The following is a 16,046-nucleotide window of genomic DNA, read 5'->3' on the forward strand; positions in this document are numbered from 1 at the left end:
GGCTGCTAATCCGGACGCGCGTTCTTGGCACGTCCGGCGATATCCGGCGGGCCCGTTCCGTGCGCATCATGTCGCTTCCCACCCCCGTCCCTGGAGATGTGATGGCCTTGAAGCGCAGTTCCGCGGCGGTGCCGGTGCTGGCGCTGATGCTCGCCCTCAGCGGGTGCGGTGGTTCCGACGACGGCGGGACGGCCGCGTCCTCGACCGCGGCGTCCACCCCCGCCGCGCCCGCGCCCTCGCCGGACGCGCCGTCGGACGCGGCCGGGGCGGGGAAGGTCGCCACCCCGAGGCCGTCGGGCGGGCAGCCGTCCCAGCCGGCCCAGCTGTTCAACCAGTGCATGAAGCGGCAGGGCGTCCAGCTCCCGTCGCCGAACCCGAAGCGGACCCCCTCGCAGCAGGAGCTCGCGAAGCTCAGGACGGCGCTCAAGGCGTGCGTGAAGTCGCTCTCCGCGTCGCCCACCCCGCGCTGACCTGCGCCGGAGCCGGAACAAGGCGAGCGCGCGGCGGGACGGCGGGCGCGGCTGGTCGCATCGCATCGGCGCTGCTAGCCTGGCGTCAGCCGATGATCCCGTGCGGGAGAGTCCGCCGCCGCCAGCGGGGGACGCCGAAGGAGCAAATCCTCCCCGGAACCTCTCAGGCCCACGGACCGCACGGACCAGGCGACCTCTGGAAAGCGGGGACCGGGTCCCCCGCCGAAGGTGAAAGCCCGCCGCGCGGCGCCGTCCGCGAGGCGGGTGAAGCTCTCAGGCGCCGATGACAGAGGGGGAGGCACCGAGACGCCCGGTGCGCGAGTGGGACGATGGACCCCGCGCCCGCGACGAAGGAGCCGACACCCATGCCCGCCGACCCGACCGCGAAGAAGACGCCGCTGCACGACGTCCACCAGGACCTCGGCGCGAACCTCGTCGACTTCGCGGGATACCTGATGCCGCTCCGCTACGCGAGCGAGACCGCCGAGCACCAGGCCGTCCGCACCGGCGCCGGGCTCTTCGACCTGTCCCACATGGGGGAGATCTTCCTGTCCGGGGCGGGCGCGGGTGCCGCGCTCGACTTCGCGCTGGTCGGCGAGCTGTCGCCGATGAAGGTCGGCAAGGCCCGCTACACGATGATCTGCGCCCCCGACGGCGGCGTCCTGGACGACCTGATCGTCTACCGGCTCGCGGACGAGACCTGGATGGTCGTCGCGAACGCCGCCAACGCCGCGACCGTCCGGGACGCGCTCATCGAGCGCGCGGCGGGCTTCGAGGCCGCCGTGGACGACCGCTCCGACTCCTACGCGCTGATCGCCCTCCAGGGCCCGCGCGCCCAGTCGATCCTGGAGGGCTTCACCGCCGCGCCGCTCGCCGACCTGAAGTACTACGCGATCCTCGCGGACAAGGTCGCCGGCGTGGACGCGCTCGTCGCCCGCACCGGCTACACCGGCGAGGACGGCTTCGAGCTGTTCGTGGACGCCGCCGACGCCGTCGCCCTCTGGCGGGCCCTCGCCGCGGTGGACGGCGTCGTCCCGGCGGGCCTGTCGGCGCGCGACACCCTCCGCCTGGAGGCCGGGATGCCGCTGTACGGCAACGAGCTGACCGCGGAGACCACCCCGTTCGAGGCGGGCCTCGGCCGGGTCGTCAAGCTCGGCAAGGCCGCCGACTTCGTCGGCAAGGGCGCGCTGGCCGCGCAGGCGCAGACCCCGGCGGGCCGTAGGCTCGTGGGACTGGTGGCGCGGGGGCGTCGCGCGCCCCGCAAGGGGTACCAGGTCGTCACGTCCGACGGCACGCCGTGCGGAGTGGTGACGAGCGGCGCCCCGTCGCCCACACTGGGCAGGCCGATCGCCATGGCCTACCTCGACAGCGGCGTCGGGGAGACCGGCCTCGCCGTGGACGTCCGCGGCAGGCGGGAGCCGGTCGACGTGGTCGCCCTGCCCTTCTACAAGCGTTCCTGAGACCTGGAGAGAGACATCGTGAGCGTTCCGGAGCAGCTCCGTTACAGCGAAGAGCACGAGTGGGTGGCCGGGCTCGACCCCGCCGGCGACGAGGCCGGGGACGGCATCGTCACGGTCGGCATCACCGCCCACGCCGCCGACGCGCTCGGCGAGATCGTCTACATCGAGTTGCAGGCCGGGGAGGGCGACACCGTCGAGGCGGGCGAGCCCTGCGGCGAGGTCGAGTCGACCAAGTCGGTCAGCGACATCTACTCCCCGGTCAGCGGGGAGATCACCGCGATCAACACCGCGGTGATCGACGAGCCGAAGGTCATCAACGACGACCCGTACGGCGAGGGCTGGATCTTCAAGGTGCGCGTGTCGGAGGAGCCGGGCGACCTGCTCGACTCCGAGGCCTACGACAAGCTGATCGAGGAGAACTGACCGTGGGCCTGTACGACCCGCTCGCCGCGGCCGACCCCGAGGTCGCCGAGGCCGTCGCCGCCGAGCTGCGCCGGCAGCAGTCCACCCTGGAGATGATCGCGTCGGAGAACTTCGCGCCCGTCTCGGTGCTGGAGGCGCAGGGCTCCGTCCTCACCAACAAGTACGCCGAGGGCTACCCCGGCAAGCGCTACTACGGCGGCTGCGAGTACGTCGACGTCACCGAGCAGCTCGCCATCGACCGGGCCAAGGCCCTGTTCGGCGCCGAGCACGCCAACGTCCAGCCGCACAGCGGCGCGCAGGCCAACACCGCGGTCTACTTCGCCCTGCTCCAGCACGGCGACACGATCCTCGGCCTCGACCTCGCGCACGGCGGCCACCTCACCCACGGGATGCGGCTGAACTACTCCGGCAAGGTGCTCAACGTGGTGCCCTACCACGTCCGCGCCGAGGACGGCCTGGTCGACATGGACGAGGTCGCCGCGCTCGCGGCCGAGCACAACCCCAAGATGATCGTGGCGGGCTGGTCGGCGTACCCGCGGCAGCTCGACTTCGCGGCGTTCCGCGAGATCGCCGACTCGGTCGGGGCGCTGCTCATGGTCGACATGGCGCACTTCGCCGGGCTGGTCGCGGCGGACCTGCACCCCTCGCCCGTCCCGTACGCCGACATCGTCACCACGACGACGCACAAGACGCTCGGCGGGCCGCGCGGCGGGCTGATCCTCGCCCGCGAGGAGTACGGCAAGAAGATCAACTCGGCGGTGTTCCCGGGCATGCAGGGCGGCCCGCTGGAGCACGTGATCGCGGCCAAGGCGGTGGCGCTCAAGATCGCCGCCTCGGACGAGTTCCGGGAGCGCCAGGCCCGGACCGTCGAGGGCGCGCGGATCCTCGCCGAGCGGCTCCTCGCCGACGACTCCGCGAAGGCCGGGGTCAAGGTCCTCACCGGCGGCACCGACGTCCACCTGGTCCTGGTCGACCTGGTCGACTCCGAGCTCACCGGACGCGACGCCGAGGACCGGCTGCACGGGATCGGCATCACGGTCAACCGCAACGCGGTGCCGAACGACCCGCGCCCGCCGATGGTCACCTCCGGCCTGCGGATCGGCACGCCGGCCCTCGCCACCCGCGGCTTCACCGCCGAGGACTTCGCCGAGGTCGCCGACGTGATCGCGCTGGCGCTCCAGCCCGGTTACGACCAGGACGCGCTCGCGTCCCGGGTGAAGGCCCTCGCGGCCGAGCACCCCCTGTACCCGAACCTCTGACCCTCACTGCGCCCCCTCCCCCGCGGAGGGGGCGCAGGCTACGACGGCGTAGCCGCACCCCCCGAGGTAGCCATGGCCATCAGCGTTTTCGACCTGTTCAAGATCGGCATCGGCCCCTCCTCGTCCCACACCGGCGGGCCCATGGCCGCCGCGCACCGCTTCGCCCGGGGCCTGCACCGGGACGGCCTGCTGGAGAAGACGGCGTCCGTCCGGGCCGTCCTGTACGGCTCGCTCGGCCTCACCGGCAAGGGCCACGGCAGCGACAAGGCCGTCATCCTCGGCCTGGAGGGCGACAAGCCCGAACTCGTCGACGTGGACGGCGTCGACGAGCGCCTCGCCGCGATCCGCGAGCGCGGCGCCCTGAACCTGTACCGGGACCACGAGATCCCCTTCGTCGTCAACGAGGACCTCGTCTTCGAGCGCAAGGAGTCGCTGCCCGGCCACCCGAACGGGATGCGCTTCACCGCGTTCGACCCGTCCGGCGCCGAGCTGCGCTCCCGGGTCTACTACTCGGTCGGCGGCGGCTTCATCGTGGACGAGAACGCCACCGGCGCCGACCGCATCAAGCCGGACGACACCGTCCTGCCGCACCGCTTCGACACCGCCGCCGAGCTCCTCGAACGCTGCCGCGAGACCGGGCTGTCGGTGTCGGCGCTCATGATGGAGAACGAGAAGGCGTTCGGCCGGTCCGAGCAGGAGATCCGCGAGGGCCTGCTGAAGCTCTGGTACGTCATGCGCGCCTGCGTGACCCGCGGCTGCACCCGCGAGGGCCTGCTCCCGGGTGGCCTGAAGGTCCGCCGCCGCGCGCCGCAGTTGCGCCGGCAGCTTTCCGCGGAGAAGGCGTCGGACCCGCTGCACGCCATGGACTGGGTGACCCTGTTCGCGCTGGCGGTCAACGAGGAGAACGCCGCGGGCGGACGGATCGTCACCGCCCCCACGAACGGCGCCGCCGGGATCATCCCGGCCGTCCTGCACTACTACGACCGGTTCGTCTCCGGCAAGGACGACGAGGGCGTCGTCCGCTTCCTGCTCACCGCGGGCGCGATCGGCGTGCTGTTCAAGCAGAACGCGTCCATCTCCGGCGCCGAGGTCGGCTGCCAGGGCGAGGTCGGCTCCGCCTGCTCGATGGCCGCCGCCGGCCTGACCGAGGTCCTCGGCGGCACGCCCGAGCAGGTCGAGAACGCCGCCGAGATCGGCATCGAGCACAACCTCGGGCTCACCTGCGACCCCGTCGGCGGCCTCGTCCAGGTGCCGTGCATCGAGCGCAACGCGGTCGGCGCGATCAAGGCGATCAGCGCGGCGCGGATCTCGCTGCGCGGCGACGGCCGCCACTTCGTCTCGCTCGACAAGGCCATCAAGACGATGCGCGACACCGGCCGGGACATGCTGGAGAAGTACAAGGAGACCTCGCGCGGCGGCCTCGCCGTGAACGTCATCGAGTGCTGACCCGCTGACCAGCCGAGAAATCATGAAGATTCCTCGGATCAGGGTCTGGACAGATTTCTTGACCGGCCGATAGTAAAGATCAGCACTCGTTCACCTTCCGTTCATGGCCGGTCCCGGAGTCGCCCCATGCCGCGTCGTCTCGCCGCCCTCCCCGTGTCCGCCGCGCTGTCCGCCGCGCTCCTGGCGGGCGGCCTCCTCGCCGTCCCCGCCCGCGCCGACGACGTCCCCGCCGCCCAGACGCTGCACTTCGACGTCGCGGTCGGCCCCAAGCGGGACCAGCACTGCGACGTCGTCGCGGACCTGTACCGCCCGGCGGGCGCCTCGTCCGCGCGCCGCGTGCCCGCGATCCTCACCACCAACGGCTTCGGCGGCTCCAAGGACGACCAGGCGGCGTTCGGCCGGGCGTACGCCGGGCGCGGCTACGCGGTCCTGTCCTACTCCGGCCTCGGGTTCGGCGGCAGCGGCTGCCGGATCACCCTCGACCACCCCGACTGGGACGGCGCCGCCGCGTCGCAGCTCGTCGACTTCCTCGCGGGCGCGAAGGCCGCCAAGGACGGGACGCGGCTCGACATCGTGGCGCTGGACCGCGCCGGCGACCCGCGCGTCGGCATGGCCGGCGGCTCCTACGGCGGCCAGGTGCAGTTCGCCGCCGCGGCGATGGACGGCCGCATCGACGCGCTCGTCCCGATGATCACCTGGAACGATCTACGGTACTCGCTCGCGCCCAACAACCAGCTCGTCAAGGGCGCGCTGTCGGGCGACCCCGGCGTGACCAAGCTCGTCTGGGCCCTCGGCTTCTTCGGCGAGGGCGTCGCCGCGGGCATTACCAACGCCCAGACCGACCCGTCCCGGCTGGTCGGCTGCCCCAACTTCCCGACGGTCCTCTGCCAGGCGGTCGGCGAGAGCCTGGTCTTCGGCCTGCCGCAGCAGGCGAGCATGGACTACATGAAGGGCGCCTCCGTCGCGTCCTACCTCCCGAAGATCAAGGCGCCGACGCTGCTCGTCCAGGGGCAGGCCGACACCCTCTTCGACCTCCAGGAGGGGACGGCCACCTACCGCGCCCTCGCTGCGCGGCGCACCCCCGTCTCGATGATCTGGCAGTCAGCCGGGCACAGCGGCGGGCGCGTCCCCGGCGACTCCGACCTGAGCGACACGGCGGGCAGCTACGTGGGCGCCCGCGCCGCCGCCTGGTTCGACCACTACCTGAAGGGCCTGCCCGTCTCCACCGGGCCGTCCTTCGCCTACTTCCGCCCCTGGGTCGGCTACCAGGGCAGCGCCGCCCCCGCCTACGGCACCGCGCCCACCCGCACCCGCTCGCTCTACCTGTCCGGCCGCGACAAGCTCGTCGGATCCCGGGCGTCCGTGGTGAAGGGCGCCGCCTCCTACAGCAACCCCCTCGGTTGGGTGCCGACCTCGTTCTCCGAGGTCTCCGCGGTGCAGGGCGCCCTGGGCCTGGACGACGTCCCGCCCGCCGACGCGCCCGGCACCTTCGCCGCCTGGACGAGCGCGCCGCTCACCGCGAACACCGACGTCGCCGGGATGCCCGCGCTGTCCGTCCGGCTGGATTCGCCCGCCGCCGTGAAGTCCCAGCGCACCGGCGTCAACGGCCGTCTCGTGCTGTTCGCGAAGCTCTACGACGTCGCGCCGGACGGCTCGGCGTCGCTCGTCCACCGCCTGGTGTCGCCGGTCCGGGTCCGGGACGTCCGCGAGCCGCTGTCGATCCAGCTCCCCGGCATCGTGCACCGGTTCGCGGCGGGCCACCGGCTGCGCGTCGCGATCGCCTCCAGCGACCTGTCGTACCTCGGCAACCGGACCGTCCTCCCGGTCACCGTCCGCACCGACCCGAAGGCCCCGGGCGTCCTGACCCTGCCGGTGATCGGGTAGGGCGTCAGCCGGTGAGGGCGCCCCGCCCGGTCGGGGAGTGGGCGCCCGCCCGGGCCTCCCTGCCGCAGTGCCGGCAGACGACCTGCGGGCTCATGTGGTGCCCGCAGGAGTGCTGCCACCGGACGGGCGGGTCGTCCGGGTGGAGGTGCCGGTCGCCCCAGGCCATCAGGACGAGCAGCACGTCGCACAGCTCCACGCCCGCCCGCGTCAGGTGGTACTCGTAGCGCACGGGATGGTCGCTGTAGCGCTCGCGCCGGATGATGCCGTTCGACTCCAGCTTGCGGAGCCGGGCCGTCAGGATGTCGCGGGACGCGCCCGTGTTGCGGACGATCTGGTCGAACCGCCGCACGCCGTAGCTGAGCTCCCGGATGGCGAGCAGGCTCCACCGCTCGCCCACCAGGTCGAGGGTGTCGGCGATGGAGCACTCGCGCGGCTCGACGTCCTTGGGCATACCCGAAAGCCTAGCCGCCGCCCCCGGACGCCCCGCCGCACCAGAACGACCCAGCACAGCCGAACCGCCCGACGCGCCCGGTATAGCCGAGCCACCCGGCGCACCCGGCCGGTCGGGCAGGCCTGGGCCGCCCGACGCACCCGAGCCACCCGGCGCACCCGGCCGGTCCGGCGCACCCGAGCCGCTCGGCGCGTCCGGCGCGTCCGGTCGGTCGGGCGGGCCCGGCCGCGACGCCGCCGTCCGCGACGTCTCCCTTCGCGACGGCGCCGTCCGCGGCCGGGCCGCCGCCATCAGAGCCGCTCGATCACGGTGGCGTTGGCCAAGCCGCCCGCCTCGCACATCGTCTGGAGGCCGAACCGCCCGCCGCGGTCCTCCAGCGCGTGCAGCAGGGTCGTCATCAGGCGGGCGCCGCTGGCGCCGAGCGGGTGCCCGATCGCGATCGCGCCGCCGCGCACGTTGACGCGCGCGAGGTCGGCGCCGGTCTCCCGCTGCCACGCCAGGACGACCGGGGCGAACGCCTCGTTCACCTCGAAGAGATCGATGTCGGACAGGTGCAGCCCGGCCCGGCGGAGGACCTTCTCGGTGGCCGGGATGATCGCCGTCAGCATCAGCAGCGGGTCGTCGCCGGTCACGGCGAACTCGGTGAACCGGGCCCGCGGCCGCAGCCCGAGCCGCTCGGCGACGTCCGCGCCCATGACGAGCACCGCGGCGGCGCCGTCGTTGATCGGGGACGCGTTGCCCGCGGTGACCTTCCAGCCGATCTCCGGGAACCGCTCGGCGGTCCGCTCGTCGTAGTAGGCGGGCTTGAGCCCGGCGAGGATCTCCGGCGACGTCCCCGGGCGGACGGTCTCGTCGCGCTGGCCCGTCCAGGCGACCTCGCGGTCGAACTCGCCGTTCTTCCACGCCTCGGCGGCGCGGCGGTGCGACTCGTAGGCGAAGGCGTCGAGCTCCTCGCGGGAGAGGTCCCAGCGCGCCGTGATCAGCTCGGCGCTGATGCCCTGCCCGACGAGCCCCTCCGGGTACCGCTCGGCGAGCATCGGCCCGAACGGGTCCTTACCGGGCAGCGCGCTCGACCCCATCGGCACCCGCGACATCGACTCGACCCCGCACGCGATCGCGATGTCGTACGCGCCGGACCGCACGCCCTGCGCGGCGATGTGCAGCGCCTGCTGGGACGAGCCGCACTGGCGATCGACGGTCATCGCGGGCACGCTCTCGGGGAACCCGGCGGCCAGGACGGCCGTGCGGGTGATGTTGAACGCCTGCTCGCCGACCTGGGTGACGACGCCGCCGACGACGTCGTCCACGAGCGCCGGGTCCAGGTTCGCCCGCTCGACGAGCGTGCGCAGCGTCCGCGCCAGCAGATCGGCCGGGTGCTCGGCGTGCAGCGCCCCGCCGGGCTTGCCCTTGCCCACCGGGGTCCGCACCGCTTCGACGATCACCGCGTCCCGCATGGCCCACCTCCGTTTGATTTTCCAACTTACTGTCGAGTATCCGTCCATCGAGTTGGAAAACACAACCCACTGGGCCGTGGTGCCGCTCACAGCGCGGGCGGGACCGGACGGCGGCACGCGGCCGCACTCCGGGATCGCATCCAAGGGCACTCAGTCACGTGAAGTAAGGATGTTCCGGCATGCCGCCGCGTGCGGTTCGGGCGGCTGGCGACGGGGTCCCGGTGTCGCCCCTGCGCACAGCCCCGACATGCGGGGCATGTGCCGTCGGTCCGACTAGTCCCTTCGTGCGGAGGGTCCCCCGAGGGAGCCGCCCAGTGTCCGTTCGTCGGTCAAGCCTGCCTCCTCGCACCCTCGACGCCGTGGTCACCTTGGACACTAGCCCCGCAACAGGCGAAATCACCCCAAGCAGGGTCCAAGCCACCGTCAAAGGTGCTGTCAGCGGTCGGCGGCGACCAGGCGCAGCCGGACCACCGTGGGGACCGAGTCGCGCTCCAGCGCTCCGCACAGGCGGCGCAGGGCCTCCTCGTCGATCCGGTGCCGCAGGTCGGCGAGATCGGCGCGCCGGCTGTAGGCGACGTTCAGCCGCACTTTCGGGCGCCTGGACGAGCCGAGCAGCCGCGCACGGGCGCTCTGCACGCCGGGATACTCCTCGATCTCCGATTCGAGCGCGCTCGTCACGGCCTTCGCGGACAGGTGCGTCGCACCCGCCGAGGCATCCGGCTCCAGGGTGAGCCCCGGCAGCTTGGGCGCCCGCCGCTGCGCGGAGAGCCAGCCGAGACCGAGCAGCGCCAGGACGACGGCCGCCGCCACCACCGCGGGCCAGAACCAGCCGTGCCCGTCCGCGAAACGGTGCGTCCCCGCCCCGAGGACGGGCGCCGACGCGCGGCCGTCCCCGAACAGGCCGAGGCCGCGCGCCAGGGCGGCGGCCCCCGCGACGGCGAGCACCAGGCCGAGCAGGACGAGGCCCGTGCGGTTCGTGGGACCGGGACGGCGGTCCATCAGTCCTCCCGGTACTTGACGCGCACCGCGACCTTCCGGGCGGGCAGCGGCTGGATCCGGTCGAGGAGATCGCCGACGGCGGCGGTCACCCGCTCCCCCAGGTCACCGTGCTCGCGGACGGGCGTCAGCGCGACGACCTTGACCCGGCGGCGGCGCAGCCGCACCCGCCGCACCCCGGACACGCCGGACGCGCCCTCGGCGGCCGACGCGATGGCGGCCTTGAACCCGCGCCGCGTCACGCCCATCGTCAGGTCCGGGTCGTCGCCGTGCAGCGGGACGACCCGCGTCCGGCCCGGCAGCAGCCCCGCCAGCAGGAAAAGCAGCCCCAAGAGCGTCAGGGCGCCGGCGATCGCGAGAGCCGGGGCGTCCTTCCACGCGGTGTCCTCGGCCCAGTCCGCGATCCGCCCGTACGGGACGATCCGCGCGGGCCGGTCGAGCCAGGCGGTGATCACCTCGATCGCGGCGAGCATCCCCGCGGCGGTGATCAGCACCGCGGCGAGCAGCGCCGGCCACACCCGGCGCGACCGGAAGCTGTGTCGGGCGGCGCGGTCCGCGGCGGCCGGCGTCCGGCGGCGGCGCGCGAGCGGCCCGGCATGCGCGGTCACGACACGGTCCTCACGGCCTTCGGGCGCTCCAGCTCGGCGACGTCGATGTCCACCTGGCGGACCGAGAGCCCGGTCAGCTCCTCCACCCGCCCGCGCACGCTCTCGCGGACGTGCCGCGCCACCTCCCGGACGGGCCTCGGATAGGCGACCGACATCGCGACCCGCGCGGTCACGATCTCCCCGTCCACGCGGACGTCGGTGCGCGCCGAGCGCCGTCCCGGGACGTGCACGCCGAGGACGGTCCGGCCGAGCCCGCCGGAGTCGCGCACCTCGTCGGCGGCCCGCGCCACGATCCGGGCCACGGCCCGTTCACTGATCGTCGTACTCCCCCGCTTTGGCGCCTCAGCGCCGTCCCCGGTGGTCATCGGGGGCGCCGTCCCGGGTTCAGCGACGACAGGAAGCCGCCGAGGTCGAGGTCGCCCTCGATGCCCCGGCCGACGAGGAAGCCGAGGGCACCGAGGACGAGCACGATGAAGAACGCGCCGAACCCGCCGAACGCGCCCGCGAAGCCGAGCGCCGTACCGAACCCGAGCCCCACCATGGGCCACAGCAGTTTCACCGGTCCTCCTCCACGTCGGCGATCAGGACGTCGATCGGGAGGTCGCCCGCCAGCGGACGGGCCAGCCGCCGCACGTCCTCCGCCGTGTCGGGCAGCGGCCGCGCCAGGCGCGCGACCACGCCGATCTCGATACGGTCGGCGTGGACGGCCACGCCGGAGAACGGGGCGCCGACGCGGTACGTCATGACGCGGCCGTGCGGCCCCGCCGTCAGCGAGGCCACGTCCGGGCACGCCAGGACCGCGGCGGCGATGTCCTCCGCGAGCTCGGCCGAAGTACTCGTCAGCGCGGTCATCGCACCCGGGGCTCCCCGGAACGCCCGTCATCGTCGTCGTCGCCCGGCACGTGGATGTCGTCCACGCTGATGTTCACCTCGACGACCTCAAGCCCGCACATGTGCTCGACCTCGTTGATGACGTTCGCGCGGACCGCGTTGGCGAGCTCCGGGATCGAGACCCCGTACTCGACGACGAGGTCGATGTCGACGGCCGCCTGCCGCTCCCCCACCTGCACCGACACGCCCCGGTTCCCCCCGACCCCGGGCAGCCGGTCCTTGACCGCGCCGATCGGGTTGGACGTGCCCATGGAATGCACGCCGCCGACGCCGTTCGCGGCCATGCTCGCGATCTTCGCGACCACGCCGTCGGCGATGCTCGTCGTCCCGCCGGAGGTCACGAGGTCGCTCTGCGAGCCCCCGCCCGCCTGCGACCCGCCTGCCGCATGCGACCCCCGGGCCGCCTGCGCTCCCCCGGCCGTCAGCGTCCCCCCGCGGCGGTCGCTGCCCGCCTGTCCGTCCTCATGGCTCACGACGTCCCCCCGTGCGTCGACGATGTCCGATTGATGCTCACCCGCCCCACCCAAAAAACCACAGAAAAAGTAAGTGTTTATTGCACCGCCCTTGGCGTCGGCCCTAGCAGCCATCCTCCAAAAAACCCCGGCGCTGCGATCGCGTGCGAAGCCAAGTTCGAGCTTGCGAGAACTTGATCGCGCAGTGAGCCGCCAGGCGAGCCGGAGCGATGCAGCGATCGCCGCAACGCCCGTTGAAGGAAGGCGCCCAGCGCCTGACGCCAAGGGCGATGCAATAAACACAGACGACGCCGGCGGAGCTTGGTTGCGCCGCCGGCGTCGGTCATTTGCGGGTTGATGGGCTTAGGGCCCGTCTTTTCTATCCCTTGAACATTTCGCGCATCTTTCTGGCGGCGTCGCCCGGCTTCCTCTTGGCGATCTTGGCGTCGGCGTCTCTGCCCGTGCGGGTCTTGCGGGCCGTTCCGCCGCCGGCTCCGGCCCCGCCGTTCCGGGTCCGTCTCGTCTCGCGGTCCGCCTTGTCGTTCAGGTCACCCACGACAACTCCCCCGATGTCGCTGACGAATCGTTCGTCCCGTAGGTACCCCGCGATGCGAACGTCTACCCGGGGTAGAAGCGGACCTCGGGACGGCCGACCTGGCCGTAGTGGGGACGGCGGTGCGCGAGGCCGTTCTCGGCGAGGTACTCCAGGTAGCGGCGGGCGGTGACGCGGGAGACGCCGGTGAGGTCGGCGGCGCGGGCGGCGGAGAGGCCGCCGGCCGCCCCGGCGAGCGCCTCGGTGATCGACTGGAGGGTCTCGCCGCTCATGCCCTTCGGGAGCGCGAGGTGGTCGGGGGTGCGGAGGGTGGCGAGCATGCCGTCCACGTCGGCCTGCCCGGCGACCTCGCCGGAGCGGCCCGCCTGCTCGCGGAACCGGGCGTAGCGGTCGAGCTTGTCGCGCAGCGACGCGAAGGTGAAAGGCTTGAGCAGGTACTGGACGACGCCGACCGACACCGCGCTGCGGATGACGGCGAGGTCGCGGGCCGAGGTGACGGCGATGACGTCCACGTCGCGGCCCCCGGCGCGGAGGGCGCGGCAGACGGTGAGGCCGTGGGTGTCGGGCAGGTAGAAGTCGAGCAGGACGACGTCCACGGCGGTGCGCTCGCAGAAGCGGAGGGCGTCGGCCCCGGAGTGGACGACGCCGACGACCTCGAAGCCGCCGACGCGCTCGACGTACTCGCGGTGGGCCTCGGCGGCCACCGGGTCGTCCTCCACGACCAGGACCCTGATCATCGCGCACCCGCGGGGAGGCGGACGGTGAAGACGGCGCCGCCGTCGCCGCCGTCCGGGCGGCCGACGGCAATGCGGCCGCGGTTGCGGCGGACGGCCTGGCCGACGAGGGCGAGGCCCAGGCCGTGGCCGACCGGGCCGCCGGACGACTTGGTCGTCCAGCCGCGCCGGAACATCTCGGGGACGTCGGCCGGGTCCACGCCCGCGCCGCTGTCGGCGACCCGGAGGACGAGGTCGCCGTCCTCCCGCCGGACGGTGACGACGACGCGCGGCGGGCGGGCGTCGGTGTTGTCGATCGCGGCGTCCACCGCGTTGTCGATCAGGTTGCCGAGGATGGTGACGAGGTCGCGGGGTTCGAGGCAGCCCTCGACCGCGGTGTCCTCGGTGACGACGAGCTCGACGCCGCGCTCGGCCGCCTCGGTGGACTTGCCGAGGAGCAGCGCGGCCAGCACCGGTTCGCGCACCGAGCCGACGACCCGGTCGGTGAGGCGCTGGGCCGTCTCCAACTCGGACGTGGCGAACGCGACGGCCTGCGCGGGCCGTCCGAGTTCGACAAGCGACACGATCGTGTGGAGGCGGTTGGCGGCCTCGTGCGCCTGGGAGCGCAGCGACTCGGCGAAGCCGCGGACGGTGTCGAGCTCGCCCGTGAGGCCTTGCAGCTCGGTGTGGTCCCGCAGCGTGACGACGTTGCCCATCATCCGGTCGCCCGAGCGGACCGGCGAGGTGTTGACCACGAGGACGCGGACGTCGCCGAGGTGCAGCTCGTCCTGGCGAGGTTCCGGTGAGACGAGCGCCGCGGCCAGTTCGGCGGACAGGCCGAGCTGGCCGGCGGGACGGCCGCGCGGGTCGGCGCCCAGGCCGAGCAGGTCGCGGGCGGCGTCGTTGCACAGGACGACCCGGCCGTCGCGGTCGAGCAGCAGGAGGCCCTCGCGGACGGAGTGCAGGATCGCCTCGTAGTACTCGAACATCTCGCTGAGCTCGCCCGGCGCGACGCCGCGGGTCTGCCTGCGGAGCCGCGCGGAGACGAGGTAGCTGCCGGCCATGCCCGCGGCGAGCATCGCGGCGGCGGCGAGGACGAGCCGGACGAGCCGGGCGCGCAGCTCCGCGGAGATCGCCTCGATCGTGATGCCGACGGAGACCAGCGCGACGATCCTGCGGCGGTCGTCGAAGATCGGCGTGACCGTGCGGACGGACGGTCCGAGCGTGCCCGTGTAGGTCTCGGTGAACGAGCGCCCGGCCAGCGCGGGCGCGGTGTTGCCGAGGAACCGCTGCCCGATCTGCGCGGGGTTCGGGTGGGTGTAGCGGATGCCCGCCGGGCTCATGATCGTGACGAAGTCCACGCCGGTGTCCCGGCGGACGCGCTCGGCGTACGGCTGGAGGACCCGGCTGGGCACGGGGCGGGCCACCGCCGCCCGCACGCTGGGCGCGTCCGCGATGCTCGCCGCGACCGCGGTGACCGTGCGGGCCGCGCGGTCGTCGGCGGCGCGGCGCACGTCGAGGTAGGAGAGGGTGGCACCGGCCGCGACGAGCAGCACGACCAGTGCGGCCTGGAGCGCCAGGAGTTGCCGCGCCACGCTCCAGCGCCTCGGCGCCGTCCATCCGGGACGCCGCATCCTGACCACTCACACCTTTCCAGTCATGGGGGCCGTGAACGAAATGTACACAAGCGTGACCCGGCCGCCCGGGCCGCGCATAGTTCCGGTTGCACGGCCCCAGACCTGTGCGGCTCCCACGACGCAGGCGCCCGAATGTGTGCATGTGCCCGCTCCCACGGGCGCATGGGCGTCTGCGATGGCGCGGGTGCCCGTCCGGGGTCCGTTCCCCACGCGGGAACGGACCCCGGACGGGCACCCCTCCTTGCCCGGGCGCCGTCACGGCCGGTCGCGGTGGACCTACCGAGGGAGAGCGCCATGGCCGGAGGGACCGCCGCGGTGGCGGGGTCCCGGCGGGACCGCGTCCATTATCTGCGTCCGGCGCCCGTCATGGCCGTGCTCGCCGGAATTGCCATGACTTAGATGGATTCCTGGCCCGTCCGGACCTGGTCGCGCCTCCGCTGAGCACGCCGCCTGGCACCGGTGATCCACCCCGCTCCCGGTGCTAGGCGGCGTCCAGGTACGGGTCGCCGTACTCGTCCGGAGCGGCGTCGAGGCGGAAGCGGACGACGGCCGGGAGGTCGGGCATGCCGACCGTCCTGCGGTACCGCTCGACCGGGCCGGCGCCGAGCTCCCCGTACACCTCGGCGAGGACGGCGTCCTCCTCGCAGACGACGCGCAGCAGCAGGCGCGGCCTGGCGAGCGTGCCGGTCAGGCGGGCGCGTGCCTCCCGCACCCCGGGCATCATCCGGGCGGCGCGGACCAGGTCGTGCTCGGCGAGCCGGGCGATCTCGCGCGTCCGCGCGTCGAGGTCGGGCCGCCACTGGTGGACGAACGCGCGGGCCTGGACGATCAGCCAGAGCTGGCCGGCCAGCGACACGAGCCCCGCGGCGCCCGCGGCGACGGGGACGAACCACGCGTGCCCGGCCGCGAACCGGAGCAGCGCCGGATCGAGCGGCGGGCGCGCCGCGAGCGAGCCGAACCCGTCCAGGCCGCCGAGGCCGAGCACGAGGGCGACCGTGCCGCAGGTCAGCAGCACGATCCCGGTGACCGCCAACGAGACTCTCATGTCAGTCCTTCCGCCAGCTCAGCCGGACGGCGACCAGCGGCCGGTACATCGGCTCGACGCGGTCCAGCCGGTCGTCGACCGCGCGCTCGACCAGCTCCTCCAGGTTCGCGGGATTGCGGTAGTGGGTGGCGGCGCGGACGGTGATCCGCCTGCGGAACACGCCCGGCCCGCGCACCCGGACGCGCTCGATCCCCGGCACCTCCAGCGCCGCGGCGGAACAGCAGGACCACGACGATGAAGATGGCGCCGGTGATGATCCCGGTCTCCTGGAATCCGGCGGTGGCCAGGTAGTCGTTCAGCTCGA

At 73.4% G+C, this 16,046-nt stretch carries 19 protein-coding genes and 2 riboswitches; of the genes, 6 read left to right on the forward strand and 13 right to left on the reverse strand.

What is annotated here, in order from left to right; genetic code table 11:
• Window positions 1-107 precede the first annotated feature (107 nt).
• The 6 genes from E1300_RS50410 (at window position 108) to E1300_RS30480 (ending at window position 6,942) form a co-directional block, all read left to right on the forward strand.
• Entirely contained in the window at window positions 108-470 is a 363-nt protein-coding gene (locus tag E1300_RS50410; RefSeq protein WP_165503056.1) for a hypothetical protein, read from the forward strand.
• 93 nt (window positions 471-563) lie between these two features.
• Window positions 564-659: riboswitch (glycine riboswitch) on the forward strand.
• Window positions 660-663: 4 nt separating this feature from the next.
• A riboswitch (glycine riboswitch) is annotated at window positions 664-763 on the forward strand.
• A gap of 72 nt (window positions 764-835) precedes the next feature.
• The gene (gene gcvT / locus E1300_RS30460) at window positions 836-1,930 is read left to right on the forward strand and encodes a glycine cleavage system aminomethyltransferase GcvT (RefSeq protein ID WP_131760545.1); all 1,095 of its coding nucleotides are present in this window, start codon (window positions 836-838) and stop codon (window positions 1,928-1,930) included.
• 18 nt (window positions 1,931-1,948) lie between these two features.
• On the forward strand, window positions 1,949-2,353 hold the full coding sequence (gcvH, locus tag E1300_RS30465) for a glycine cleavage system protein GcvH (protein ID WP_131760546.1): 405 nt from the start codon (window positions 1,949-1,951) through the stop codon (window positions 2,351-2,353).
• Window positions 2,350-3,612, forward strand: coding sequence for a serine hydroxymethyltransferase (glyA, locus tag E1300_RS30470; protein WP_131760563.1), 1,263 nt, complete (start codon window positions 2,350-2,352; stop codon window positions 3,610-3,612). The genes gcvH and glyA overlap by 4 nt, the downstream gene beginning before the upstream one ends.
• Window positions 3,613-3,684: 72 nt before the next feature.
• Window positions 3,685-5,058, forward strand: a complete 1,374-nt coding sequence (locus E1300_RS30475; RefSeq protein ID WP_131760547.1) for an L-serine ammonia-lyase — start codon at window positions 3,685-3,687, stop codon at window positions 5,056-5,058.
• 126 nt (window positions 5,059-5,184) lie between these two features.
• Window positions 5,185-6,942 carry a CocE/NonD family hydrolase gene (locus tag E1300_RS30480; RefSeq protein ID WP_131760548.1) on the forward strand — a complete coding sequence of 586 codons (1,758 nt, stop codon included), beginning with the start codon at window positions 5,185-5,187 and terminating at the stop codon, window positions 6,940-6,942.
• A gap of 4 nt (window positions 6,943-6,946) precedes the next feature.
• Here E1300_RS30480 and E1300_RS30485 read toward each other — a convergent pair whose 3' ends face one another.
• The 13 genes from E1300_RS30485 to E1300_RS30540 form a co-directional block, all read right to left on the reverse strand.
• Entirely contained in the window at window positions 6,947-7,393 is a 447-nt protein-coding gene (locus tag E1300_RS30485) for a winged helix-turn-helix transcriptional regulator (protein WP_131760549.1), read from the reverse strand.
• Window positions 7,394-7,683: 290 nt separating this feature from the next.
• A complete protein-coding gene (locus E1300_RS30490; protein WP_131760550.1) occupies window positions 7,684-8,847 on the reverse strand; it encodes a thiolase family protein in 1,164 nt (387 codons plus the stop codon).
• 435 nt (window positions 8,848-9,282) lie between these two features.
• Window positions 9,283-9,846: an Asp23/Gls24 family envelope stress response protein gene (locus E1300_RS30495; RefSeq protein WP_131760551.1), complete on the reverse strand. Its 564-nt coding sequence runs from the start codon at window positions 9,844-9,846 to the stop codon at window positions 9,283-9,285.
• Window positions 9,846-10,451, reverse strand: coding sequence for a DUF6286 domain-containing protein (locus E1300_RS30500; RefSeq protein WP_131760552.1), 606 nt, complete (start codon window positions 10,449-10,451; stop codon window positions 9,846-9,848). Before E1300_RS30500 ends, E1300_RS30495 begins: the two co-directional genes overlap by 1 nt.
• The gene (locus E1300_RS30505; protein ID WP_131760553.1) at window positions 10,448-10,816 is read right to left on the reverse strand and encodes an Asp23/Gls24 family envelope stress response protein; all 369 of its coding nucleotides are present in this window, start codon (window positions 10,814-10,816) and stop codon (window positions 10,448-10,450) included. Before E1300_RS30505 ends, E1300_RS30500 begins: the two co-directional genes overlap by 4 nt.
• Window positions 10,813-11,001, reverse strand: a complete 189-nt coding sequence (locus E1300_RS30510) for a hypothetical protein (RefSeq protein ID WP_131760564.1) — start codon at window positions 10,999-11,001, stop codon at window positions 10,813-10,815. The genes E1300_RS30505 and E1300_RS30510 overlap by 4 nt, the downstream gene beginning before the upstream one ends.
• 5 nt (window positions 11,002-11,006) lie before the next feature.
• Window positions 11,007-11,303, reverse strand: coding sequence for a hypothetical protein (locus tag E1300_RS30515; RefSeq protein WP_131760554.1), 297 nt, complete (start codon window positions 11,301-11,303; stop codon window positions 11,007-11,009).
• Window positions 11,300-11,815: an Asp23/Gls24 family envelope stress response protein gene (locus E1300_RS52820; RefSeq protein ID WP_370785270.1), complete on the reverse strand. Its 516-nt coding sequence runs from the start codon at window positions 11,813-11,815 to the stop codon at window positions 11,300-11,302. Before E1300_RS52820 ends, E1300_RS30515 begins: the two co-directional genes overlap by 4 nt.
• 358 nt (window positions 11,816-12,173) lie before the next feature.
• Entirely contained in the window at window positions 12,174-12,350 is a 177-nt protein-coding gene (locus E1300_RS50415; RefSeq protein ID WP_165503057.1) for a hypothetical protein, read from the reverse strand.
• Window positions 12,351-12,412: 62 nt separating this feature from the next.
• Complete coding sequence (locus E1300_RS30525) at window positions 12,413-13,084, reverse strand: response regulator (RefSeq protein WP_131760556.1); 672 nt, start codon at window positions 13,082-13,084, stop codon at window positions 12,413-12,415.
• Window positions 13,081-14,655 carry a sensor histidine kinase gene (locus E1300_RS30530; RefSeq protein WP_242619481.1) on the reverse strand — a complete coding sequence of 525 codons (1,575 nt, stop codon included), beginning with the start codon at window positions 14,653-14,655 and terminating at the stop codon, window positions 13,081-13,083. Before E1300_RS30530 ends, E1300_RS30525 begins: the two co-directional genes overlap by 4 nt.
• Before the next feature lie 523 nt (window positions 14,656-15,178).
• Complete coding sequence (locus tag E1300_RS30535) at window positions 15,179-15,742, reverse strand: hypothetical protein (protein WP_131760558.1); 564 nt, start codon at window positions 15,740-15,742, stop codon at window positions 15,179-15,181.
• Window position 15,743: 1 nt separating this feature from the next.
• Entirely contained in the window at window positions 15,744-15,947 is a 204-nt protein-coding gene (locus tag E1300_RS30540; RefSeq protein ID WP_503104938.1) for a DUF6286 domain-containing protein, read from the reverse strand.
• Window positions 15,948-16,046: the final 99 nt, after the last annotated feature.

It is taken from the genome of Actinomadura fibrosa (assembly GCF_900659615.1).
In the GTDB taxonomy this organism is placed as follows: Bacteria; Actinomycetota; Actinomycetes; order Streptosporangiales; family Streptosporangiaceae; genus Spirillospora; species Spirillospora fibrosa.

Bases quoted from the DNA above. Each gene is read 5' to 3' on its own strand.
- gcvT (WP_131760545.1), top strand. From the start codon at position 836: ATGCCCGCCGACCCGACCGCGAAGAAGACGCCGCTGCACGACGTCCAC.
- E1300_RS30475 (WP_131760547.1), top strand. From the start codon at position 3,685: ATGGCCATCAGCGTTTTCGACCTGTTCAAGATCGGCATCGGCCCCTCC.
- E1300_RS30480 (WP_131760548.1), top strand. From the start codon at position 5,185: ATGCCGCGTCGTCTCGCCGCCCTCCCCGTGTCCGCCGCGCTGTCCGCC.
- E1300_RS30485 (WP_131760549.1), bottom strand. From the start codon at position 7,393: ATGCCCAAGGACGTCGAGCCGCGCGAGTGCTCCATCGCCGACACCCTC.
- E1300_RS30490 (WP_131760550.1), bottom strand. From the start codon at position 8,847: ATGCGGGACGCGGTGATCGTCGAAGCGGTGCGGACCCCGGTGGGCAAG.
- E1300_RS30495 (WP_131760551.1), bottom strand. From the start codon at position 9,846: ATGGACCGCCGTCCCGGTCCCACGAACCGCACGGGCCTCGTCCTGCTC.
- E1300_RS30505 (WP_131760553.1), bottom strand. From the start codon at position 10,816: ATGACCACCGGGGACGGCGCTGAGGCGCCAAAGCGGGGGAGTACGACG.
- E1300_RS30515 (WP_131760554.1), bottom strand. From the start codon at position 11,303: ATGACCGCGCTGACGAGTACTTCGGCCGAGCTCGCGGAGGACATCGCC.
- E1300_RS30525 (WP_131760556.1), bottom strand. From the start codon at position 13,084: ATGATCAGGGTCCTGGTCGTGGAGGACGACCCGGTGGCCGCCGAGGCC.
- E1300_RS30535 (WP_131760558.1), bottom strand. From the start codon at position 15,742: ATGAGAGTCTCGTTGGCGGTCACCGGGATCGTGCTGCTGACCTGCGGC.